The following is a 22497-nucleotide window of genomic DNA, read 5'->3' as shown; positions in this document are numbered from 1 at the left end:
GTTTATTCAGCGATTTTGGCTTGGTAAACGAAGGATTTGTGATTCTTGGGAACATTTGCGAACTTGGAAAGAAAAGAAAGTTTCGGTTATCAGGGTGTTAGCAGTAATTGTATAGAGTCACGATGACAAAAAAAGATTTTCAAAATTTATGGACTTTGAACTACCCGGATACAGTGTTGATTTCGTATCTGTTCAAACACGAATATTCCGACAGGTGGTTTAGAATTCACAGTTTACCAGAATCAAAACGTTATGCAGACAATGAAAACGAATGGGAAATTCTACTTTCAAGACAAAACGAAATAATTACTGACTTGTTCGGACTTGAAACACCAATTGTAATTGTGACAGGTGAATATAATTGGGGCGATAACAGACAAAATCACGTAACAGACGAAGAAGAAATATTCAAACCATTTTCATTTGTACTACTTGACAATATTGAATTGAACAAAATTGACGCTGAACAATATGACGAGACCGACATTTATAGACCAGCATTTGCACAGACTGTTTGGATACCAAACTATCACAACAAAATTTTAAGAGAAATTTCGAATGACAAAATTCGAGCATTTTTCGTTTCATTTGACAAAAACATAATTGTTGCACCGTATGACGGAGGCGTGGACTTTATACTTAAAGACAAACATACGAGAGACAACTACAAGGAGAAGTATAAACCATGGCTATCGGAACGCGAAGACGGATTATGACTAACGAAAGAAGAACAACTACTGCTAACAGCAAATTTGCAATAGGCGGGCTTTCGTGCCCCAAAGATGTATTCGGTTTCAATAAACTTTGTATCTTCGAATGAGCATTTGTGCATGGGAACCCGCCCATTGCAAATCTACCAATCGTTGCTTGTAAAATGCTATTACGACAGGACAATGAGAAAAGTACTTTATTTAATAATTCCGCTTCTACTTTATGGTTGCGACAACGGACAGGAAAAAATGACGGCAGAGGAGTATCTTGAAACAGGAAAATTTATTTGGAAAACCTATGTTCCAAAATCCGGACAAGCAGAAACAGTTCAAGGTGAACTCTTAAGAGCAATAGAAAAATTGGCTGATGAAGCTCAACGAAACGGAAATATCAATTTTAATGACCACTGCCACGTGATACTGATTTCATTCATTAGAAAACATCTCAATGATGACAAACTATTCGACAAAACCACAATTAAGCAAATAAACCAGGACCTTGATATGATTTCAATCGAGGACCAACCCTATACTGAGGACGATCTATACGACAGACTAAGGGACAGAATCATTGACTGGTATTTGAACAACAAGACACCAATTCCTAATTCAAAAAACTCGAGCTTAACCTGTTAGACGCCCCAACTGGGTGCGACATAAAGCAGGTAACAGCAACTACTTGCAATTTTTTGCGAGTAGTGATCAAATGCGTAACTTCACATGGCAAAAAACTGCAAGTAGCTACAAACCGTTAGGCCCCATCCACCCAAAACAATCTCCCGCCACAGCGGTTCCCCTTCCATGTCCCAAAAAATCCTCCGAGCCGGTGCTACCGGCAACCTCGGCAGTGATATCGCTCACGCGCTGATTGCCCGTGGTGTACACGCATGCAGGAAGAAACAGGAAACCTGCTTCCTCGGTGGATCATCTCTCTGCAGAACCTTCGTTTATCAAACGATTTTAGCTTGGTAAACGAAGGTTTTGTGATTCTCGGGAATGTTTGCAAACTTAGCAGGAGAAGATATTTTCGTTTATCTGGAGGCTAGGCAGCAATGCACTGCCGACCAAGACCTTAGCGACCAAAGATTGAGGATTGAAGAATGGATTTTAAGAAACTGATAGATATTGGCTCGGAGCTTCGGGACTACTTGAAAGAAGTCGAGCGACATTTTTCAATTAAGATCGATGACAAATTGATTGAGAAAATACTTGGCGACTCACAAGCTGACCAAGTGACCGAGAAGAAATATGAAATATTCGACTCCAAACCCAGTTTATTAAAATCCCGGATTACAATAAATGCGACGGTTGACGCGTATGAACCTGAGACAATTTGGATTGAGATAAAAAATATCGAGAAAAACGACATTAAACATTTCGACAATTTTGTTACGACTCGGACTACATAAATCGGACAGCACGGCAAGCGTGCAGCTGCCAACAATAGCTTGCGGCAAGCGGGCGGGACTGTGCGTCATTGAAGTTTATAGTTCTCTATTTATCTTGGCGTGTGGGACAAAACGCAGTTAGTAAATTGTTCGCCTTCCGCAAGCCCAATGTTAGCGTTAATTTTTATGCACGAACTTTCAGACATAGCGAGAGACTTTCTATCCCGACAAGATAGAGGCGAAACGACTTGCAAGAAAGAAGATATCATTGAGTTTTTCAACGCAAATAAGATTCCAGTATTTGAACCCGTGGTTAACTTTCAGGAGAAGTATAGTGGATATATTTTCAATGCTGGGGCAGCATCTATTTCGTTTCGACTAATCCAAGGTGAAGGAGGCTTGCCCTTTAGCAATAGAATGGCGTTTATCGAATTTGAGCAAGGGGAAGCTGAAAATAGCTATTTCTTTGATTGCGCAACAAGTGACGATTACCCTATGACTTTTGAAATAGATGAACTTGGGCGTTACTATGAAGACCGGGAATGCATTGCCTCTTGCTTCGGTAAAAGAATCGAAGACCTTGCAATAAGAGAGGAGTTAATGAAACTTGATGACATTGAATATATTGGTACACCCTTTCAAAAAATCAATTTTGATTTTATCGAATTCTTGGACTTAGATCTAATACCTCACGCTTCAGACGAATATACTCAATGGTATAAAAAGGAATCTACCTATTTGCGCAAACGAAACAAAGAGATTCAACTCTTTGCACCCAGAAACTTAAAACTTAAAGACAAAATAGAAAAAGAAAGCAACCGCTAACAGCGCGCAAGCCTGCATCGGTGAGAATCACCCTATTTGTTAACGCCGCATGAGCTCGCCCGCAAACCGTTAGGCTGCATCCACCCAAAACAATCCCCCGCCACAGCGGTTCCCCAGTCATGTCTCAAAAAATCTTCCTAGCCGGTGCCACCGGCAACCTCGGCGGAAACATCGCTCACGCGCTCAGCCAACGCGGTGCCCACGTACGTGTCCTCGTGCGCCCGAGCAGCGACCCTGCCAAAATTGTGGCCTTGCAGCAGCTCGGCATGGAAATCATCCAATGCGAGATGACCGACCCCGCAGCACTCGCGCAAGCTTGTGAAGGCATCGATTGCGTGGTATCCGCACTCGCAGGCCTACGCGAGGTGATTTTCGACACGCAAAAATTGCTGCTCAATGCCGCCGTTGCAGCCAAAGTTCCGCGTTTCATTCCCTCGGATTTTTCATTGGACTTCACCAAAACGCAGGGAGGCCGCAACCGCAACCTCGATTTGCGCCGCGAATTCCACGTGTACCTCGATCAACAGCCGATCCAAGCAACCACAATTTTTAATGGCGCATTTGCCGACATGCTCACGGGCGAGATGCCGCTGATCCTCTTCAAACGCAAACGCATCCTGTATTGGGGCGACGCCGACCAACAAATGGACATGACGACCGTAGCCGATACCGCAGCCTATACAGCCGCCGCGGCCCTTGACGCATCCACCCCGCGCTACCTGCGCATCGCAGGCATTCAGGAGAGTCCGCGCACGCTTGCGGGCATCATGCGCGAAGTCACGGGACAGGAACACCGCCTTTTCAGAGCTGGTGGCGTCGGATTGTTGAGTACGATCATCGGCATCGCCCGCACGTTAGCGCCCGGCAAAAAGGAGCTTTATCCCGCTTGGCAAGGCATGCAATACATGCGCGACATGGTCGAAGGGCATGCCCGCATGCAGCAAACCGACAACAACCGATATCCCGGTTTGCGTTGGACGAGCGTGGCGGAGATTGTGGGTCCGTTTTTGGCGAGTGGGGGCGGGAAGTAGTCGTTGTTGGTGACTGTGAATGCGGAAGGAATTTGCAATTGATCCTTCGCCTCGTTATCCTTGTAAGGCCGTGACGATGATCTGCTTACTGCAAAACGTCAGGGATCACTTTGCTTTGGCTCCAACTTTCACCAAGATCAGAATATGTCCACCAAAATCATCCGAGGTACCATTCGAAAATGCAGTCTGAAAAAGGCATGGGATCACGACGGCAACGAATATCAGCAGGGTTGGATCACCCTTGATCGCACGGAATATACAGGAAAGCTGCCCAAGGAATTTCGTTTGTATGATGGGATGGAAGTGGTGCTCTCGCTGAAGGAAGGTTCGGAATTTGAACTCGCGGCAGGCTATTGTGTGAAAACGGGCGATCATTGGGGCGAAAATTGGAAAGCCCTGAAAAGCCAAACGGATCCCATGGATGCCTACGATTTCGTGGAAGGCACGGTGACCGAAAAGCGCAAATCAACGGATGGCTATTTTGATCAGACCCGCTCCATCGTGAACCAATCGCGCGTTTCGTTTACGATTTTGATGGGGGAACAGCAGTTTCGAGTTTCGGAAGCCGAAGGCGAATGGCTCAAAATCGGCATGGACATCGCCTTGCTGCGCAAGGAAAATGAAGTGACGCTGATCATGGACAAAAAAACCGGCAAATTCAGTCAGGTGACCAAGCCCTATTTCATCCTGGTTCTCTCATTGATCGGGGTATTGATCGCGGCAAAAATGTATTTGGTAAGCACGGGTTCCGAGGCGCTGCCGACGTATGCCGTGATTGTTTTGGGAATCTTCCTCGCATTGTTTGGCCTGCTGAATGTCCTCTCTTACAATGCTTTTCTGCAGCAGAAGCGTTTCTTGCTCGGGAAACATGGGCAGAACACGAAATAAATTGGTAGCTCCTGATGTATATCCTCATCTATCGCTTCACCGCAAAACCTGACCAAGTCGCACAATTCCAGCAATCGTGGCGGGAAATGACCTTGCTCATCCGCGAATACGAAGGCAGTTTGGGCTCCCGTTTGCACCAGGAATCCGAATGCGTTTTCATCGCCTACGCCCAATGGCCGGACCGGCAAACCTTTGAAAATTCGGGGGAGAAGTTGCCGGAACATGCCCAGACTGTGCGGAAGGTTTTGCGGGAATCCTGCGCATCGATTGAGACGCTGCATCAATTGGAAATGTTGGACGATTTGCTGATTCATCCGAATTTCCATGCTGCACAATAAATTCATCGCGCATTTTTCAAGGATTTCTCCGCTGTCAGCTGAGGAGGCGCAAGCGATTGCATAAAATATGGTGCTCAAAACCTTCCCCAAAGGCACATTCCTCGTCCGCGAAGGGCAGGTGGCGGCCGATTCCTATTTCGTGATGGAAGGCTGCATCCGGCAATACAGCATCGTTGACGGCGAGGAAAAAACCACCGAATTTTTCACGGAGGACCAATGGGCGATTTCTCTGAACAGCTTCACCCGCAAGGAACCCGCTACTTTTTATTGGGTTTGCAACGAAGACACCACGGTTTCGATGGGCAATGAAGCGCAGGCGCAGGTGCTTTTCCGGCAATTTCCACGATTCGAAACGATCTCAAGGGCAGTGGTGGAGGCCGCCTTTGCGGAGCAACAGCGGCGCCTCAATTCCTACATGACCGACAGCCCCGAGCAGCGTTACATCAAACTCCAACAAACCCGCCCGGAACTGCTGCAACGCACGCCGCAATATCAGATTGCAAGCTATATCGGGGTCAAACCAGAGTCACTGAGCCGCATTCGGAAACGTATGGCGAAGGGAGATTAGAGTTTAGAGTTCTCGGTATTGTGCTGAGATTGTGGAGAGTGGAGAGTGGAGAGTGGAGAGTTTCACGGTCATGCAGCGCGAAGCGATGCATCTACGGTTCTCATAGCAATTGCAACTGATCAGCATTCGGTGTTTCCGCGAGGTAGACTCTTCGCTTCGCTCCGAGTGACAACGGGGACGCTCCGAGTGACAATAAAGACGCTCTGGATGACGAAATCCCTCCTTTTCCACCTACGGGTCATTGCACCGACACCACCAAATTTCCCTTTTTCCGTCCTTGGGCGATGTAGGCGTGGGCATTCGCAATCTCGGCCAACGGGACTGTCCGGTCGATTACGGAATGGACTTTCCCGTCGGCCATCAGCTTTGCAATTTCCTTGAAGTATCCCAGCCGAATGTTGGGCTTGAGCATGCCGGTGGCCGAAACTTTGACCTTCTTGCTACCCAATAATCCTCCGAAAAGCATCCTCAACAGCAAGGGCAAAGTCAGGACGGCAGCCAAATAGACACCGTTTTTGCAAAGGATCGTCTTGCATTGCCCATACGTGCACTTGCCTACGGTGTCGAAGATCAAGTCATATTGCGCTTCGCGGTTCGCAAAATTTTCCCGGGTATAATCGACCACAAAATCCGCCCCGAGGGCCTTGACCCACGCGACATTGGCAGTGCTGCAGACCGCCGTGACTTCGGCACCGAGCGCCTTGGCGATTTGCACGGCATAAGTTCCCAATCCACCGGATGCCCCGTAAATCAGCACCTTCTGCCCTGCTTGAAGATTTGCTTGCCCTTTAAGGAAGTTCCAAACGGTAATGGCGGATGCAGCGACCGGCGCGGCTTGTTCGTAGGAAATACCTTCGGGAATTTCCAGGATGACGTCATCGGCCTTGATGCAGGCATATTCGGCATAGCAACCGAGTTCGGTGGTGCCACCAAAGACCCGTTGACCGACTTTGAAGGCGGTGACATCCGGCCCGAGACCTATGACTTCGCCTGCAAAATCAAAACCAAACACGGGTTTATTCGGCCTTCTGATGCCCAGATACAGCCTTCCGATTACCGGCAACCCTGTGCGCATCATCAAGTCCGCTGCCGTCACGGTCGTATTCAAAATGCGCACAAGCACTTCGCCGGACTTGGGCGTTGGAACGGGCAATTCTACGCGTTGCAGCACATCAGGCGCGCCGTATTTTGTGCAGGAAACAGCTTTCATATTCATTGATTTTCAGTGTGTAATTGAACAATGAGGCAAAGTTAGGGTGCTGCAGAACGGGGTTCATTGACTTGGGTTAAGATCGTGTCGGGGGGCTGAAAGATCCCAAATTCATCCCGCCGCAGCATTGGACTTCCCTCAATTTTGTTTAATTTCATCCGCCGGGAATTGGGGCGTTGACGCAGAATCGTGGACTGCAAAGCGCTCTGAAAACGGCTGACAGGAATCGCAACGCAGCGCTGATGAGGAATTGAGTTATGGGAAACGGGATCATTTTATGTGTGGACGATGAAAGGGTCGTGCTCAACGGACTCAAGTCGCAGTTGGGGCGAGATTTCGGAAATCAATATGTGATTGAGTTGGCCGAAAGCGGAGAGGAAGCCTTGGAATTGATTGCCGAACTCCTCGATGCCGGAGATACGATTCCGATTGTGATTGCAGATCAAATCATGCCCGGAATCAAGGGGCATGAACTGCTCCAACGCATTCACCAAGTGACGCCTGCGACCTATACTGTGCTGCTTACGGGCCAAGCGGATCTTGAGGCGGTGACCGAGGCGGTCAATCATGCCAACCTTTACCGCTATATCGCCAAACCTTGGGAAGGCCACGACTTGATTTTGACCGTGCGGGAAGCCATCAAGGGGTTCTTTCAGGAGCGGCAATTGGATGCGCAGCATCGGTTGTTGGAACGGCATAACCACGAATTAGAACTCCTTATTGCGGAGCGAACCCAGGAGCTTCAGCGCGAAAAAGAAAAAAGCGAGGAATTGTTGTTGAATATTCTGCCCGAGGAAATCGCCGCCGAATTGAAACAAAAGGGCGAGGCCACGCCACGCTATTACGAAATGGTATCCGTTTTATTTACTGATTTCCAGTCATTTACCACCTCGTCTTCAGCGATCAGTCCGCAAGAACTTGTACAAACCTTGAATGAATGCTTCACGGCATTTGACGAAATCATTGGCCGGCACGACCTCGAAAAAATCAAGACGATCGGCGATGCCTATATGTGCGCCGGCGGGCTGCCTGTGAAAAACACCACCAATGCTGTGGACGCGGTACGCGCAGCCTTGGAGATTCGGCAATGGGTCCGAGAATGGAATTCCATTCGGCAATCCAACGGCCTGAAAGCTTGGGAATTACGCATTGGCGTAAATACCGGCGACTTGATTGCCGGCGTCATTGGCAAAAGGAAGTTTGCCTACGACGTTTGGGGCGATGCCGTAAACCTTGCCTCCCGGATGGAAAGCAGCGGAGAAATCGGTAAAGTCAATATTTCTGGCGCAACTTATGCCTTGGTCAAGGACCATTTCCGTTGTGTGCATCGCGGAAAGGTTTTGGCCAAAAACAAAGGGGAAATCGACATGTATTTTGTGGAGGACTGAGGGCAAACAGGTCTTTCAGACCTCCTCCCCCACCCTACTTTCCAAAGTACATCAGTTCCCAAACAGCCGCATCATTTTCGTACGTTGCTTGAAGATTTCCGTTTTCATAAACCCTCAGGGTTGCCGCACCTGTGAACCGCATGTAAGCGGCCTCATTGCCTGTGAGCAGCAAGGACAACATCCGCATCGGACCCTCTGCGAGATACGTGCCCAGCAAGGTTTTCTCGATCACAAGTTTCAATTCGTAACGATTTTGATCGTCTTCGTAAACAAAATGAACCTCCTTGCTCACAAGTTTGCCTGTGCTTTCCTCGGGCAAAGGAAACACACGCAACAATTTTACATTCAGGCCATTGTCTTGCAAGAGCTTACCATCCTTGGAAAGGTTGAAAACCACCAATGAATCATAAGCATAAGCCTTTTCGGCAATGATTTCCGAGGCGATCACGGAATAGGGGCCCATCTCAGCACGCGCCCAATACCAATGATTGATCAGTTCAGCAAGACTCTTGTTACCCCAATTGTGGTCATGGTAGCAAGAACCCGTGGTGGTGACTTCTTGGCCATTGTAGGTATAGGAAACCGTAGCCTCGCCTTGCGGCACTGCCACCACCCACGCAAAATAATCACCTTCTTCGCCAAACATCATATACCCGGTCTCCGGGCGCCAACTCATCGTTTCGCGGTGCAGCTGAATATCCAAAGTGAGCTCATCGTCTTCAAAATGAATCTCGTATTTCTCCAGGTCGCCGCGAAAATAGTTGGCACCGATGGAGACATTACATTGGTCAGTGTGTGCGGTCCACTCACTTTCAGAATATTCAATCCGCTTTTCAATTTTGGTGCCGTCTTCGTAGTCAAGATTGACCATAATTACGGGTTGAATCCCTGCCTGCAAATTCGTGAGCAGTTTGGTGTAAAAACCGATAACAAGTGTGGAACCATCCGCCAACTTGCCATCAAAATACCACCATTCATAGGTTCCGCTTCCTCCTGTGGTGCGCATGCCGTCTTCCCAGGGTTCGACGGTCCCTTTTTGGAGCTTCAATGCCTTGTATTCTGCATCCGAAGATGCCAACCAGGCTCTTTCTGTGGTTGATTTTGACGTTTTCATATTCTTAGGTGGGTTGGGAAATACGTGGAGGAGGGTTGGGAATCGTCACGGTGAAAACGGTTTTGCCCGGTTCACTTTTGACAGCAATGGTACCCTCATGGCGCGTCACAATGGTACGCACAATGTCCAGCCCAAGTCCGCTGCCTTCGCCAGAAACTTTTGTGGTAAAAAACGGGTCGAAAATCTTTTCCAAGTTTTCCGGGGGGATTCCTGGACCAGTGTCTGCAATGGTGATGACCGCATTGTTGCCGTCTTGTCGCGTGGCAATTTCCAAGGTGCCAGAGCTTCCCATCGCTTGGACTGCGTTCAAAATCAGATTCGTCCAAACTTGCAGCAGCTCATCGGCAAAACAAAGGAGCGGCGGCATCACCCCAAAATCGGTTTGAAGCACAATGCCCTTTTTGAACCAACTGCCATAAAGTGAAGTGACGCTTTGAATGGCATGCTCCAAATTCACTTCGGACTTCGTCGTCGCAGAACCACCCCTGGAATAAAGTTTGATGGCAAACATGATCTTGTTTACCCGCTCCAAGGCAATCTGGATATTTTGCGCAGCGGAGATTTGTTCGAAATTCTCAAACAAATAGGCCAATGCATTGCCGATTCCTGACTTTGACAGCAAGGCAAGCCGGTCTGCATCAAAATCAAAAATTCCAGCATGGGAGAATTTAGACGCCAGAATCGCTGCATCGGGAACGCCAGCGGCTTCCAAGGCTTGGCTGACGGCTTGGCGCTTTTGGCGTTCTTCGCGGGAAGAGAGTGGCTCTTTTCTGGAAAGCATTTCCGAAAGCATCCCCAACAAGGTCTCACGTTCTTGCACGTTCAACGCTTCCAACGCCTTGGGAAACAGTTTCAAAGCATTGCGGTAGGAAACGTCGAGCATCTCGATGGATGCTTTGATGGCGCCCATCGGCGTATTGATTTCGTGGGCGATGTTGGCCGTCAGTTGCCCGAGGGCAGCCATTTTTTCTTGTTGGAGCACCTGCCGGGTGCGCGCTTTGACCTCGGCTTCCAGATTTTTGTTGAGGTCAAGGAGGCCATCGTTTGCCGATTGGAGGTCCACGGAGAGCGTCTCTACCTTGTTGAAGGCGTTGGCGATACGGCGCGAAAGGATCAGGGAGATCGCAATCACATACAGCACCGTGACATAGTGGGAAAGATGGATGCCGGAAATTTGGTTGGCGGAAAGCTGACCGTCGAGCACAAAACAAGCCAAGAAGATCACGTTGCAGATGGCAATCACGATGGCGCCCTCCTTTTTTTGCCAAATTGCCTTTGCAAAAATGAAAATCGCGATGAACCCTGCAGTCATCAGGTTAATCCCCGCAATCGGTTCCAACCAAGACCCGATTTGGGTGGGCAGTACCAATACCAACAATGCCTGAAGTACAAAAATTGCACCCATGGCCCGCTTGACCCACTGCGCAATCACCGGCTGGAAAAACGCACTGTAAAACAAAATGAGCATCAGCAAAACCAAGTAGACCATCGAAATATAGACCTTGTAGAGCAAGGGCCATACCGACGGTCCGGCTAAAGCAAAGATCCAGCGTTCGGTGACAAATAGTGTATTGGCAGCCAAAAGCAGGCAATACAGACTGTAATAAAGATTGTACTTTTCCTTGGGGCGGAAGAAGTAGATCCCCAAATGGAACATGCCGATAATGAGGAGGATGCCAAAAAGCATCGCGCCGTAGGCTACCTGTGATTCGCGGAGCGATGCCAGTACTTCGTAGTTTCCAATGATGATCGATTGCGGGACACCTCCGGTGTAAAAATGATAATTGGAGACATGGAGCACGAAGTCAAGCGTGTCCTCCGGAGAGGTTAAAAAGAAAAGCAATGGTTCATAGGCTGCCTCGCCTTGATCGGGAACCTTGCTCACCGTTCCATTTTTGGCCTTGGAAATGCCATTCACCCAGAGTTCGTAAGCCGTCGAAAATTCGGGCATTTTGAGGCCAATGCTTGCAAGCCCTTTTGGCAATAAGACTTTCAACCGGTAAGATGCAAACCCCTGCCCTTTGCGCCCGGATGCCGTCCACATTCCAGGGACATTGGTGAAGCTGTCCTGGGTGGGCCCATCAACGGTTGGCAACAATTGATCCCAAAAAAATTCCCATTCGCCATCGAGCCGAATTGCTCCTGTATGTTCAAAATCAATGCCTCTGAGGTCTGCAACGCCTTTGATACAAATTGGTGCAGCAGCATCGACGCGGCTCCATATACCCAATTGCAAAGCCATCAGGAGCAACAAGCCTGCAATCTTGCAAAACTGCGCCAAGAAGCTATTTTTGGGCACCTGCAATGCCATCTTGGGAATTTTAATCTTGTGACAAATCTTCGATGCAGCAAGATAATGGATTTCGGAGAATTGTCATTCATGCAAAGGTTTCAGCATGCTGCAAAAAGTAAGTCGGCTATCGGGAAATTTCAGTTCATTTGCCTTGACAGGTGCCATGATCATGGTGCAATTGACTAAAATGGGCTTTACAACAGGAAGAAAGATGAAATTCCCCAAGGTTTTGACACTCGGGTTGTTGCTTTTCACTGGGCAAATCGCATTCTCCCAAACCGCGGACAGCAAATCCGAGTTTGCCCTGATCACCGCTACGTTGATGGACTATATCGAGGGGACAGCCAATGGCGAACCGGACCGCTTGATACGGGCATTTCATCCGGATTTCAACCTGTACACGGTCACCGATCAGGACAGTCTGCGCATTCGTTCGGGGGAAACGTATATCGCTAACATCAAGCTAGGCGAAAAAGCCAACCGCATCGGACGCATCATTTCGATCGACTATGAAAAGGATGCCGCCATCGCCAAAGCCGAGATTGTCATCCCGAATTGGCGCGTTTTTACGGACTATTTTCTCCTGTTGAAGTATGAAGGAAGCTGGAAAATCGTACAGAAAAGCTATACTTGGCGGGAAATACCCAAAGCTGCGGCCGAAGGGAAGTAAGTCCGCAAAACCTATCTAAAACTCCATTTCGCGTGCGTTGCCAGGGTATCGCCGAGCTGAATCACCCAAAGGAAAAGATGCGAAATCCTCAACAGCAGCGCTGAATATCTGCATCGTTCCGTTCCTCCAACATCGCAATCGCAACTCTCCCTGTGATGCCTGATTTGACCGCTTGCAAGCTCCGCAAATTTTGCAGAAATTGGACAAAAATCGTGGTGGATTGGACTTGCGCACGCGCTTGGTTGTGCGCCCACAGTTTGGTTCTCACGGCATTGGCAACCCTTAAATGCAAAAACAGATGCGCTACTTTCAATGGACATTCTTGGGCATCCTACTCATGATTACCGCTGCGACGCAAGTTCAGGCAACGACTTGGGACGAACCGTGGATGGATGCCGTGATCCGCGAGGCCGACTATTTTGTCTTGGCGGATGTGATTTCCGTGGACGAACACAAGGGCGCCAAGATTCATATCCGGCAGCAATTTGGGGGAGGAAATTTGCCGGAGGACCTGGAAATTACCAATTTCTATTTTTTGGAAATGACGAGCAATTCGGCAGGCCATGGTCCTGAATTCCACCTGCCCGACAGCAGCGAATGCTACTTTTTCCTCAAGAAAAACAAGAAGGGTGAGTATTGCATCCCGACGCCCACCACGGGTTTTGCCTACCGCGATTCAGGCGATGTTTTTGCGACCTACCGGCATTCCTACCATCAAACCAAAATCTCTGTCGACATCTTTGAGATGACGATGCAGGCGATTTTCAACAAGGCGCATCGCTTGAAATTCGACGAAGCCCCCATCCGTGCGTGGATCGATGAACAATTGGCGAAGAAGCCGGCCGGCTTTGAGGACGGTGAAATCAATGACTTTTTCATGCAGCACGTCGCCTTGGAAACGATTTTCCATTTGCGGTTGACAGGATACGAGAAGCAGGTTCTCCCCTTCTTTCAAGACAGCAACAACCGTCACAACCGTATTTCGGCAGCACGGGCGATGATCGCTAACGATTCGGAGGAAACCAAGGAATTGTTGTTGGAGAAGATCGGCAGCAAGGAGGAGGACGATTTCACCAAAGTCATCTGCATTTGGACCTTGCGTGTTTTCAAACCCAAGGAACTCAAAAACAGACTGAAGAAGTTGGCCCCAGAGGCATCGGAGGAATACACGGGTTTTGGAGGCAACATCATGGACCCGCGTGTGGGCACGCACTTCCCGAGCGTCAAGCAGGCCTTGGAGCAGTTGATTGCGGACTTGTGAATCCGGCCATTGCATTGTAATTCTCTTCGAATCCAATTTCAAAATGATCCATTACCACAACAAAGTCTTCCGCCCGGTTGCCAACACAGCCAATGGCGAGACAAGCAGCGAAACGCAATTTCATTATCAACAGTCGGGCAACATTCTCACCGCTGAATATACCGGTGGGAAAATCATTCAAGGCCACTTGATCGGTCTCGTCGATGCCGATGGCAAGATCGACATGCGCTACCACCAAGTCAATATTCACGGCGAATTGATGACAGGCATTTGCACCTCCGTTCCGGAGATTCTGCCGAATGGAAAAATCAGGCTGCATGAAACCTGGGAATGGACTTCGGGGGATTGTTCAAAGGGGAATTCGGTTTTGGAGGAGGTTTAATTCAACCCAAAAAAATCCATGGAACCAATAGAAATGACACCCTTCGAGGCCATTCGCAGACGACCGGGAATGTATGTCGGAGAATTGTCCCACCGCGGATTGAAGAATCTGTTGGGCTATTTGCTCGATGACCTGCTGCAATTCTCCACGGAGAAAATTACGGTTCGGATCACGTTCCTCCCCGACCAACAGGTCCAAATTGTGGCCGACGACATCTTGGTTTCCCCGGTTTTGGAATGTTGGAAAAATATGGGCGATCCGAAGCGTTACTTCCAAAATTTGGGAATTCCAGTGCTGATTGCCCTTTCAGAACAAGTTCAAATGGTGATTTCGACGCCGAATCACAAAGCAGAATTGGTTTCCCGAAAAGGCGTTTATGAATTGTCCGCAGCAGAAACGATGCAGGGTGTCGGAAAGCTTGCGATCTCCTTCAACATCGACCCCGACATCTTCCAAAACGTTCAGCTTGGTCGGGAAATGTACGGCAGTTTTCTTCAGAATTATGCCTACATCGAAACACGGCTCAAGATTGTACTCCATGACCTTACGACTACTGAACCTCAGGCCATTCAGATGGATTATCCTTCAGGCTTGTCCCAGTTGATGGACCGCAAACTCAGCGAACAACTGCATGGAAAAACCCTCTTTCGGCTGGATTTGGAGGAGACAATTGGCGCTTATTCCTACAAAATTTGCATTGCCTATTTGGATTGTTGGCTGAGCAAAACGGAGATTGTCACCTACGCCAATTTTGACGAACTCATCTACGGCGGCTCCTTGATCAATGGCATTCGCAAAGGCCTGTTGAAAGCGCTCGGAAAATATGCCACGCTCAAAGGAATCGCCATCGACAACCGAAAAATCAGGAATCAATTGACGGTTGTGGCGGCCGTAAAAGGATCAAAGTTTGACTGGGTCAACGCGACACGCACAAATTTAGATGTTCCCGCGATCGCCAAGGATTCGGCAAAAATGGTCGAGGCAGCTGTTTTTCAGCAATTGCTTGCAGATGAAGGCGTCGCTGCCAAAGTGCTCGAGATATTTGAACCAGATGTTTGATGGGTGATTTGCCACCAAGGCACCAAGACACCAAGCTGGAGGTGCTATGACGCCACCAACAATACCCGTTTCACTTGGTGTCTTGGTGCCTTGGCGGCCATACAACCCCCATTTGTATTCGTACATTCGTGTCGTCGCAGCCAAAGTGCTCGTGATCTTTCAAAAAGAGGATTTGACCGAAAAGGAGAAAAAGCTGTACAACAGCGTTTGGTAGGCTTTTGGAAAAATGCGGCAGATGTCGCTATCTTTCCTCAAAAGAAAGAAATGGCACATCCGCATGATTTTATTGCCTTGAGCACGCGCGCCATGGCGCCTGAAGCAACGATGGACGACAAGGGCGCCCTTTTCCGGGCCTTTCTCGGTCTCGACGAATGGATTTTCATTTCCCCCTACACCGAAAATCTGGATGCCGTGCGTCCATTTATTTCGGTCATTGACGGGGTGCAGTGGGTGTTTGTCTTCACGGACAGCGAATTGGCCATGCAATTTGGCAAAGCCAACCACGACCAAGTTGACGGCGGATTCTTGAATCCGGCGGGGGAAATCCTGTACCTGTCGATGACGGTGCCGCAAGCTTTGCCTTACTTGGAAAAACTCAAGGCAAACGGCATTCACGGGATGCAGATCAACTTTGGCATGCCCGGTTGGTTTGTTCCGTTGCAAGGAATTCCCGGGATTATTGCGCACCTTGGAATGGAATTGTAGTCGCAAAATGCTGATGAGAAATCCGTCATTTGCATGACCCAATCAACCTAATTCCCCACATACGCACGCCAATTGCCTTCGTTGAGGCTCGGCACACGAAAAACCTCCAATGCTGCACGCATTTCAGGGGTCATCAGGCGCTTCAAATAGGCGATCTGTTGCGGGATATTGGCAAATTTGCGCAGGTTATTATCGGGATCCATGGTTTCAAGTTCTTGGATGAATTGCGCATAAACTTTGCGGTACTCGTGTAAAATCATCGGATCGAGTTTTTTGGGGTCGCCCAAATCGTCCTCGCTCGAAAGCTCAATAAATTTGTACAGGTCTGCATCCGATCCGCTGAAGTCCAGCATGGTGAAAGGATCGACTTCCAATTGGCCCTTCAAACTTTCTTTACGTTTCGCAATCAGCTGTGTCAGCGCGAAATACTTCTCATCAATGAGCGTAAACACCGCCCGCAATGCTTTGTTGGAGAGGGTATTCTGATAAATTTCAGGATGTTTCTTTTGGGCATGCACCAAGTACCACCCAACAAACAGCCGAAATTCGTAGAATGCAACAGTCGCCTTTTCCGCCATGCCGATGTACTCCGTCATGGCCTCCGAATTGTTGGCGCCAAAGGTTTTGACATAATATTCGTAGAGTTCATAAATCGATTGGTTGTCATGGTAATAGGCATTGTATTCCTCGACAATTCCATAGATGCCCATTTTTACTGACATCACCTCCGAATCAGGGCTTTTGTTGAGGTCCACTTGTAGACCTTGGAGGTCACTCCGTCCGCCGATATAGAGCCCATACCGAAAGATACTGTCCTGCGCGCCCTTGCGCACAAGCGTATTGAGCTCCTTCGAATTGTAATATTTGCCAACCGGTACCTTGACCTTGGAACCGGGCGCGATAAAATAATGGTGCGCCTCAAATTCGCTGTCGTCGTAGCCGTGGAGCAATTCGTGGATGACCGTACCGTAGTCCTTGATCAGCTGCTCTTCTGAATGCCCGTCCACGTATTGGTCAAACGTATTTTTTTTGTCGCTCGCCAATATTTCGCGGATCGCCGGACTGTTGTATTTCGCGGCAAGCTGATCGTAAAACGCCCGTCGCTGGGCCACACTCGCGTACGTGCGACCCGTTTGCGCAGGTGCAAACAGTGACAGGAAGCAGAAAACAAGGATCAAGTAGTACCGCATAAGGTGAATTTACTGAATTTGTACGGGAAAGGTTTGATCAATTGGTTGAATCGGCGGACTTTCTGGCTTTTGTGCCGAGAATTTAGCCACGAAGGCGCGAAGGCACAAAGTTGGGGGGCTTCGTGCCTTGGTGCCTTGGTGGCAAAAATAAGCACCAATAATTCCACCATGCATTCAGAATGACACCTTTCTCCAACAACCCGCAGTGAATCTTCGCCGTATGTTCAGCCTCATGTAAACTTTACTATCAATTCCACGAATGAAAAAGAAACTACCCGTTCTGCTTGCCTTTGCGACTGCCATCCTATTTACACTCCTCTTTCATTGGAAAGGCATCGGAATCAACCTTCTTCTCCTTGAATGGCCGATTTTTGCGTGGTTGTTCTTCTCTGGCGAATTCAAATTCAAAGGGCTGACTGCCACCACTTCCGGCGTTGCTTTTTTGGCAACTGGCCTAGGGACAGTTCTGACGCATTCGTTATTTTCCTATGTGTTGCATTTCATTTCGGTCTTCATTTTCACCGGTGTGCTGACCTACCCTGCATTCAAATCGCTGATGAGCGCAATCGGGGCCGCCTTCATGAACCTCTTCGAATCTCAAATCCGCTTCTTTACCGAACTCAACCAACGGGAATTCAAGGCAAGAAAGGTCTTCAACCTCATCTGGAGATCAAGAATATTTACGATTCCAATGTTGGTCATCGCCGTTTTCATCCTGATATATGGCCTTGCAAATCCCGTATTTGGCGAATTGGTCAGCAACATCAGGAACAACATTGGGCAAGGTTGGACTTCCGTTTTCCAGGATTTTGACGGCACGATTGTATTCACCTTTCTATTGGGTCTCTATTTCAGCAACCTCATTTATTTGCGCGTACGCTCCGAGGGGGTCGTGCAAGCGGATACCGAGGCCGTCGACCAACTTTTGCGACAACGCAAACGCAGAACCCTCCAATTTTCGCCCAATTCCCTGAAAAACGAGCTCCGTGCAGGCATCTTTCTCCTCATTATCCTGAATGCCTTGCTCCTGACGCTCAATATCATCGACGTCAACGGGGTTTGGTTCAATTTCCAATGGAATGGATTCACGCTCAAGCATTTCGTCCACGAAGGAACCTATTTGTTGATCTTGTCCATTTTGATTTCGGGAGCACTTGTGCTGTATTTCTTCCGGGGGAATCTCAATTTTTACGCCAACAACAAGCTGCTCAAATACCTGAGTTATGCTTGGATTGCGCAAAATGCCATCCTGACCTTGTCCGTGGCCATGCGCAATTTTTATTATATCTCGCATTTTTCATTGGCCTATAAACGCATCGGGGTGATCATCTTCCTGCTGCTCACATTCTATGGATTGTGGACCGTTTTCCGGAAAGTCAGCAAACAACGCAGCGGATTTTACATCCTGAGGATGAACACACTGACGGTATTCATCGTGTTGAGTTTGGCATCGCTTGTGAATTGGGACAGCGTGATTGCGCGGTACAATTTCCGCCATGCCGACCAAGCATTTTTGCACCTGGAATATCTCGCGGGCTTGAGCGACAAAGCCCTCCCCTACCTCGATAAACCTTTGCCTGAATTGCTCAAAATCGACGAAATTCAACGGGTAAAATTCCCTGCCGAACAAATTTACATGAGCGCCAACGACTATTTTGACCTGATCCAATACCGGAAACAAGCCTTCAAAACGCATTGGGAATCCAAAAGTTGGCTCGCTTGGAATCTTCCGGAATATTTGGCCTATCGGGCGTTCTGATTATTTCGCCACCAAGGCACCAAGACACCAAGTGTAGCACGTTTGACTTGGTGCCTTGGTGTCTTGGTGGCCAAACAACCCCTCCAGCAAACCCCCACTCTTTGGGCAATTCTCCCTAAATTCGGGTGAGAATTGAAGTAAAGGAACAATGGACTTGCTTTCACATGCCTTGTTGGGTGCCGCGATTGGCGAAGCTACTGTTGGGCGGCGGATTGGGCGGCGTGGCATGGCAATGGGTGCTGTGACAGCATTGTTGCCCGACTTGGACGTCCTTGGTCATTTTTTCTTGCCCCATGCGCAGCAATTGGCTTTTCACCGCGGCATCACGCATTCTTTGTTGGTAGCGGCCATTTTGCCCCTGATTTTGGCTTGGCTGATTCGGCGAAACAAAACGAATGCCACCGTTCCCTTTGTACAATGGACATTGCTGTTTGGACTCGCCTTGCTCAGTCATTTGCTGCTCGATGTATTGACGTGTTATGGCACGGGCCTTTTTGAGCCGTTTCATTCCGCGAGGATCGCATTCGACACCATTTTTGTCGCGGATCCGTTTTACACCTTGCCGCTTCTGATTTGCACGATTGGCGTCCTGCGCACCTATTCCAATGAAGCAACCCGACGAAAATGGAACCTTACCGGCCTATTCCTGAGCGGATTGTATCTCCTCTTCACATTTGTCGGCCATCTTTCGGTTCAGCGGATCATGACAAATTCCCTGACAGCACAAGGAAAAAGTTTCACTTCCTTCACGGTGACGCCGACGCCCATGAACAGCCTTTTGTGGATGGGTTATTCGCAGGATAAAACGGGCGCTTGGATCGGTTATTATTCATTGCTCGACGCAGATACCGACGTGCAATTTCACCGTTTGGAGCGCAACGATTCTTTGTTGGCCGCCTTCGAATCTGATCCTACCTTGGCAGTTTTGAAACGGCTTTCGAAGGGGAATTATGCCCTTACGCAACAAGGCGAACACATTTATTTCAATGATTTGCGCTTTGGACAGGTCAGCAGTTGGGACAGTCTCGACTCCGAATTCGCCTTGCGCTACGACTTTGCGGCAGGGGCAGACAATGCACGGCCACTGAACCGCATGCGGTTTACGGAATCGAAGGGCGTTGTTTTCTGGAGATTGGTTGATCGCATATTGGGGAAATAACCGAATGTCATTCGCAGCATCGCGACCATGAAAAGGAAAGTCCGCAGCCAAAATTCATCCGCAAAAGCCGAACCAAGGCTGACCTTGGTGCATGGTGGAACGGATTATTTTGAGCAGTTGCACCGGATGATTGCCGAGGCGCAGACGGAATTGCACGTGCAAACCTATATTTTTGATCCGGATGCGACGGGCAAGGCCGTTGTGGAGGCCTTGGTCGCTGCCGCGAAGCGGAACGTGCGCGTGACCCTGCTTGTGGATGCCTACGGTTCGGGGAGCCTCCCGAAAAGTATGATCGAGACGCTGCAAGCAGCGGGCGTGCGAATCCGCCTCTTTGGACCTTGGCTTTCCTGGCAGAGCCTGCACCTCGGCCGCCGACTGCACCACAAGGTCGTCGTCGCAGATGGCAAGTTTTCCCTGATCGGTGGCATCAACATTGCCGACAAATACCATGGCTCCGCAACGCAAAGAGCTTGGCTGGATTATGCGGTCAAAATCGAAAGTACCGAAATCGGCGCCCAGCTCAATCGGTTGTGTGATGCGCATTTTGAAAAACGCTACGAATACCGCCGCAAGCACATCTCCGACGGAAACGCCGAAAAGCATGTTGACATTCTGCTGAATGATTGGCTCCTTGGCAAAAACGAGATTCAAGTTTCGTATTGGAAAGCCATTCGCAGTGCCAAAAGCGAAATGACCATTGTGGGAACCTACTTTTTGCCGGGTAGAAGGTTAAGTTATTCCATGCGAAAGGCGGCACAACGTGGTGTGGAAATCAAGCTGATTCTGAATGGCACTTCGGACGTACCCATCGTGCGGCGGGCAACCAATTACCTGTATGACAGACTGTTGCGCAATGGACTGAAACTCTACGAATGGCCGCATTCGGTCTTGCACGGCAAGGCGGCCGTCGTCGACCGCAAATGGACGACCATTGGTTCCTTCAATCTCAACGCCCTGAGCGCTTACGGCAGCATCGAAATGAATGTCGCGGTGGAATCGAAAAACTTTGCCGCCGTCGCCGCGGAGGCTTTTGAGCAAGCCATTGCGGAATGCATCGAAATCACCACAACCAATTTACAACCCAGGCAAAAGTGGTTTCAGCGCCTGCTTAACTGGACCTGTTACCACCTCGTGGTGACGGGATTTTCGCTGTTGACGTTCACGGCCTACAAACGGTTTTGGAGCCCGAAGCCTCGGGCTGGGCGCCTGGGTTGAGGTGTTGGATAAATATCCCACGTGAATTCCAGATGAGAATAAGGCTGAAGGATACCTCAAATCTTCCGCAACTTGGCCACCTGCCCGTCTCCCATGGAGACAAAATAGATGCCCGGCTGCAAGCTGGAGACATCGAGACGCAAGCGCTGCCATCCTGCATCCGTCGATTTCAGGTGCTTTTCGTAGACGATACGGCCTTCTACATTGCTGATGCTCAGCGTCATCGGCAAGCCCGTGGCTTCATAGCGCAAGACTGCCTCGGTTCCTTGGACAGGATTGCCTTCGATCGCAAAACTTGCACCTTCGCAGTTGCTTTCCACATGCACCACTTCGGATTGCGCAATGGTTCCGTCCTTGTAGTGGATGGTCAATTGATAGTCGTTTTCCGCTGCCATCACGAGGTCCGAGAAGGAATATTCGGAAGTATTTTGCAATGCATCCACCGTGGCTACGCGTTCGTTGGTGTTTCCTTCGGAGGAGCGCAGCAATTCAAAATGGTCCAAAACGCTGGCAGAATTGTCGATTTTCCAGGAAAGATCGACTTCGCAGTCATTGGCGGATGCCTCAAAGGATTGCAAAGCAACGGGAAACACAACCGTGGGCACAAGCGAGGCATTGCAGAAGAGGTTGCCGCCGTTTCCTGTCCCGTCACAATTGCCGATGACGATGTAGCGAATGGCAGCTGCAGCCGTAAACGTATTGGTGAATGGCACCCATCCGATGGTGTTGACAGTGCCTGTGAGCAAGGTCGTGGCGCCTGGGGTACTGCAAACGCTCCCGTAATTGGCAGCGCCGCAATTGGGAGGAGGCGTTGTGAGGCCGATGATCCTGAACGTATGGTTGCCGGCAATGATCGAATTCGCGCCCAATTGTCCGGTCGAGACATTCATCGAAATCGTGTAACTCTGACCAATGGTGAGGGGCGCGGCAAGCATATAATAAAACGATTCGCCAAAACACATCACTGCCTGCCCTGTACATCCGCCGGGAACGGTACAACGACTTGCCGCACAATCAGGCGAACCCGTGCAATTGACCCATCCGGTGGGCGAAGCAAAGGAAATGCAGGAAGCGTAGGCAAATGGACTTGGGATCAAATTTTGTCCGAGACAGATCCCTGAAAACAACAAAACGATCAACAGGGTAGCAATTGACTTCATAGGCTTCACAAATAGGGTGCGCAAATACATTATTACCAACATCCGAATTTAAGCACGGAGTTTCAAACTTCCATGCTTCAAAAGCCAACTGCAAAAATTGGGGGTGGAACGGGACAACAGACGCTTGAGCCCAAAGGTGGGGGGCGGAAAGGGCCCCCGCTGGCAAATGCAACGTTGGACAGCT

The 22497-nt window shown here is 49.2% G+C and carries 23 protein-coding genes and 1 pseudogene; 18 read left to right on the top strand and 6 right to left on the bottom strand.

The genetic code is table 11. The features are described 5' to 3' along the window. The first annotated feature begins 122 nt into the window (after positions 1-122). From IPN95_10745 to IPN95_10710, 8 genes and pseudogenes are all read left to right on the top strand, one after another. Positions 123-716 carry a hypothetical protein gene (locus IPN95_10745; protein MBK9449856.1) on the top strand — a complete coding sequence of 198 codons (594 nt, stop codon included), beginning with the start codon at positions 123-125 and terminating at the stop codon, positions 714-716. Positions 717-893: 177 nt separating this feature from the next. Then, positions 894-1346: a hypothetical protein gene (locus tag IPN95_10740; protein ID MBK9449855.1), complete on the top strand. Its 453-nt coding sequence runs from the start codon at positions 894-896 to the stop codon at positions 1344-1346. 464 nt (positions 1347-1810) lie between these two features. Beyond that, a complete protein-coding gene (locus IPN95_10735) occupies positions 1811-2119 on the top strand; it encodes a hypothetical protein (protein ID MBK9449854.1) in 309 nt (102 codons plus the stop codon). Between the two features lie 147 nt (positions 2120-2266). Further along, positions 2267-2923 (top strand): hypothetical protein, encoded by a 657-nt coding sequence (locus IPN95_10730; GenBank protein MBK9449853.1) that lies wholly within the window; start codon positions 2267-2269, stop codon positions 2921-2923. 119 nt (positions 2924-3042) lie between these two features. Continuing rightward, complete coding sequence (locus IPN95_10725) at positions 3043-3954, top strand: NmrA family NAD(P)-binding protein (protein ID MBK9449852.1); 912 nt, start codon at positions 3043-3045, stop codon at positions 3952-3954. A gap of 144 nt (positions 3955-4098) precedes the next feature. After that, entirely contained in the window at positions 4099-4842 is a 744-nt protein-coding gene (locus IPN95_10720; GenBank protein ID MBK9449851.1) for a hypothetical protein, read from the top strand. A 14-nt stretch (positions 4843-4856) separates the two neighbouring features. Beyond that, complete coding sequence (locus tag IPN95_10715; protein MBK9449850.1) at positions 4857-5180, top strand: antibiotic biosynthesis monooxygenase; 324 nt, start codon at positions 4857-4859, stop codon at positions 5178-5180. Beyond that, a pseudogene (locus IPN95_10710) lies at positions 5170-5748 on the top strand (Crp/Fnr family transcriptional regulator). Before IPN95_10715 ends, IPN95_10710 begins: the two are co-directional and overlap by 11 nt. Positions 5749-5986: 238 nt before the next feature. On the opposite strand, the gene IPN95_10705 reads toward IPN95_10710, so the two are convergent. After that, a complete protein-coding gene (locus IPN95_10705; protein MBK9449849.1) occupies positions 5987-6964 on the bottom strand; it encodes an NAD(P)-dependent alcohol dehydrogenase in 978 nt (325 codons plus the stop codon). A 509-nt stretch (positions 6965-7473) separates the two neighbouring features. Between IPN95_10705 and IPN95_10700 the strand changes: the two genes are divergently transcribed. After that, on the top strand, positions 7474-8346 hold the full coding sequence (locus IPN95_10700) for a hypothetical protein (protein MBK9449848.1): 873 nt from the start codon (positions 7474-7476) through the stop codon (positions 8344-8346). A 34-nt stretch (positions 8347-8380) separates the two neighbouring features. Here the strand turns inward: IPN95_10700 and IPN95_10695 are convergent, their stop codons facing one another. Then, complete coding sequence (locus IPN95_10695; protein MBK9449847.1) at positions 8381-9460, bottom strand: hypothetical protein; 1080 nt, start codon at positions 9458-9460, stop codon at positions 8381-8383. 4 nt (positions 9461-9464) lie between these two features. After that, positions 9465-11771: a sensor histidine kinase gene (locus IPN95_10690; protein ID MBK9449846.1), complete on the bottom strand. Its 2307-nt coding sequence runs from the start codon at positions 11769-11771 to the stop codon at positions 9465-9467. Between the two features lie 193 nt (positions 11772-11964). Between IPN95_10690 and IPN95_10685 the strand changes: the two genes are divergently transcribed. Then, positions 11965-12423, top strand: coding sequence for a nuclear transport factor 2 family protein (locus IPN95_10685; GenBank protein MBK9449845.1), 459 nt, complete (start codon positions 11965-11967; stop codon positions 12421-12423). An 88-nt stretch (positions 12424-12511) separates the two neighbouring features. On the opposite strand, the gene IPN95_10680 is transcribed toward IPN95_10685, so the two are convergent. After that, positions 12512-12691: a hypothetical protein gene (locus tag IPN95_10680; GenBank protein MBK9449844.1), complete on the bottom strand. Its 180-nt coding sequence runs from the start codon at positions 12689-12691 to the stop codon at positions 12512-12514. 30 nt (positions 12692-12721) lie between these two features. Here IPN95_10680 and IPN95_10675 point away from each other — a divergent pair, with 30 nt between their 5' ends. Genes IPN95_10675 through IPN95_10655 form a run of 5 tightly spaced genes read left to right on the top strand, consistent with a single transcriptional unit; the run spans position 12722 to position 15830 of the window. Continuing rightward, positions 12722-13684, top strand: coding sequence for a hypothetical protein (locus IPN95_10675; protein ID MBK9449843.1), 963 nt, complete (start codon positions 12722-12724; stop codon positions 13682-13684). Between the two features lie 43 nt (positions 13685-13727). Then, entirely contained in the window at positions 13728-14066 is a 339-nt protein-coding gene (locus IPN95_10670) for a n-acetylglutamate synthase (GenBank protein MBK9449842.1), read from the top strand. An 18-nt stretch (positions 14067-14084) separates the two neighbouring features. Next, positions 14085-15125 carry a hypothetical protein gene (locus IPN95_10665; protein MBK9449841.1) on the top strand — a complete coding sequence of 347 codons (1041 nt, stop codon included), beginning with the start codon at positions 14085-14087 and terminating at the stop codon, positions 15123-15125. A gap of 46 nt (positions 15126-15171) precedes the next feature. Next, positions 15172-15339: a hypothetical protein gene (locus tag IPN95_10660; GenBank protein ID MBK9449840.1), complete on the top strand. Its 168-nt coding sequence runs from the start codon at positions 15172-15174 to the stop codon at positions 15337-15339. A gap of 50 nt (positions 15340-15389) precedes the next feature. Continuing rightward, positions 15390-15830 (top strand): hypothetical protein, encoded by a 441-nt coding sequence (locus IPN95_10655; protein MBK9449839.1) that lies wholly within the window; start codon positions 15390-15392, stop codon positions 15828-15830. Positions 15831-15877: 47 nt separating this feature from the next. Here IPN95_10655 and IPN95_10650 read toward each other — a convergent pair whose 3' ends face one another. Next, on the bottom strand, positions 15878-17020 hold the full coding sequence (locus tag IPN95_10650; GenBank protein ID MBK9449838.1) for a hypothetical protein: 1143 nt from the start codon (positions 17018-17020) through the stop codon (positions 15878-15880). Between the two features lie 259 nt (positions 17021-17279). Here IPN95_10650 and IPN95_10645 point away from each other — a divergent pair, with 259 nt between their 5' ends. The 3 genes from IPN95_10645 (at position 17280) to IPN95_10635 (ending at position 21153) form a co-directional block, all read left to right on the top strand. Beyond that, on the top strand, positions 17280-18779 hold the full coding sequence (locus IPN95_10645; protein MBK9449837.1) for a DUF4173 domain-containing protein: 1500 nt from the start codon (positions 17280-17282) through the stop codon (positions 18777-18779). Positions 18780-18927: 148 nt separating this feature from the next. Further along, positions 18928-19938, top strand: a complete 1011-nt coding sequence (locus IPN95_10640; protein MBK9449836.1) for a metal-dependent hydrolase — start codon at positions 18928-18930, stop codon at positions 19936-19938. A gap of 27 nt (positions 19939-19965) precedes the next feature. Then, positions 19966-21153, top strand: a complete 1188-nt coding sequence (locus IPN95_10635; protein ID MBK9449835.1) for a hypothetical protein — start codon at positions 19966-19968, stop codon at positions 21151-21153. A gap of 56 nt (positions 21154-21209) precedes the next feature. Here the strand turns inward: IPN95_10635 and IPN95_10630 are convergent, their stop codons facing one another. Beyond that, positions 21210-22313 carry a T9SS type A sorting domain-containing protein gene (locus IPN95_10630; protein MBK9449834.1) on the bottom strand — a complete coding sequence of 368 codons (1104 nt, stop codon included), beginning with the start codon at positions 22311-22313 and terminating at the stop codon, positions 21210-21212. Positions 22314-22497: the final 184 nt, after the last annotated feature.

Source organism: Bacteroidota bacterium (genome assembly GCA_016718825.1).
Lineage (GTDB): Bacteria > Bacteroidota > Bacteroidia > J057 > JADKCL01 > JADKCL01.
This window is presented reverse-complemented; position numbering and strand designations above follow the sequence as displayed.

Bases quoted from the DNA above. Each gene is read 5' to 3' on its own strand.
- IPN95_10695 (MBK9449847.1), bottom strand. From the start codon at position 9,460: ATGAAAACGTCAAAATCAACCACAGAAAGAGCCTGGTTGGCATCTTCG.
- IPN95_10730 (MBK9449853.1), top strand. From the start codon at position 2,267: ATGTTAGCGTTAATTTTTATGCACGAACTTTCAGACATAGCGAGAGAC.
- IPN95_10655 (MBK9449839.1), top strand. From the start codon at position 15,390: ATGGCACATCCGCATGATTTTATTGCCTTGAGCACGCGCGCCATGGCG.
- IPN95_10650 (MBK9449838.1), bottom strand. From the start codon at position 17,020: ATGCGGTACTACTTGATCCTTGTTTTCTGCTTCCTGTCACTGTTTGCA.
- IPN95_10665 (MBK9449841.1), top strand. From the start codon at position 14,085: ATGGAACCAATAGAAATGACACCCTTCGAGGCCATTCGCAGACGACCG.
- IPN95_10675 (MBK9449843.1), top strand. From the start codon at position 12,722: ATGCGCTACTTTCAATGGACATTCTTGGGCATCCTACTCATGATTACC.
- IPN95_10685 (MBK9449845.1), top strand. From the start codon at position 11,965: ATGAAATTCCCCAAGGTTTTGACACTCGGGTTGTTGCTTTTCACTGGG.
- IPN95_10740 (MBK9449855.1), top strand. From the start codon at position 894: ATGAGAAAAGTACTTTATTTAATAATTCCGCTTCTACTTTATGGTTGC.
- IPN95_10630 (MBK9449834.1), bottom strand. From the start codon at position 22,313: ATGAAGTCAATTGCTACCCTGTTGATCGTTTTGTTGTTTTCAGGGATC.
- IPN95_10715 (MBK9449850.1), top strand. From the start codon at position 4,857: ATGTATATCCTCATCTATCGCTTCACCGCAAAACCTGACCAAGTCGCA.
- IPN95_10640 (MBK9449836.1), top strand. From the start codon at position 18,928: ATGGACTTGCTTTCACATGCCTTGTTGGGTGCCGCGATTGGCGAAGCT.
- IPN95_10735 (MBK9449854.1), top strand. From the start codon at position 1,811: ATGGATTTTAAGAAACTGATAGATATTGGCTCGGAGCTTCGGGACTAC.
- IPN95_10670 (MBK9449842.1), top strand. From the start codon at position 13,728: ATGATCCATTACCACAACAAAGTCTTCCGCCCGGTTGCCAACACAGCC.
- IPN95_10645 (MBK9449837.1), top strand. From the start codon at position 17,280: ATGAAAAAGAAACTACCCGTTCTGCTTGCCTTTGCGACTGCCATCCTA.
- IPN95_10745 (MBK9449856.1), top strand. From the start codon at position 123: ATGACAAAAAAAGATTTTCAAAATTTATGGACTTTGAACTACCCGGAT.
- IPN95_10720 (MBK9449851.1), top strand. From the start codon at position 4,099: ATGTCCACCAAAATCATCCGAGGTACCATTCGAAAATGCAGTCTGAAA.
- IPN95_10635 (MBK9449835.1), top strand. From the start codon at position 19,966: ATGAAAAGGAAAGTCCGCAGCCAAAATTCATCCGCAAAAGCCGAACCA.
- IPN95_10725 (MBK9449852.1), top strand. From the start codon at position 3,043: ATGTCTCAAAAAATCTTCCTAGCCGGTGCCACCGGCAACCTCGGCGGA.
- IPN95_10705 (MBK9449849.1), bottom strand. From the start codon at position 6,964: ATGAATATGAAAGCTGTTTCCTGCACAAAATACGGCGCGCCTGATGTG.
- IPN95_10660 (MBK9449840.1), top strand. From the start codon at position 15,172: ATGACGCCACCAACAATACCCGTTTCACTTGGTGTCTTGGTGCCTTGG.
- IPN95_10690 (MBK9449846.1), bottom strand. From the start codon at position 11,771: ATGGCATTGCAGGTGCCCAAAAATAGCTTCTTGGCGCAGTTTTGCAAG.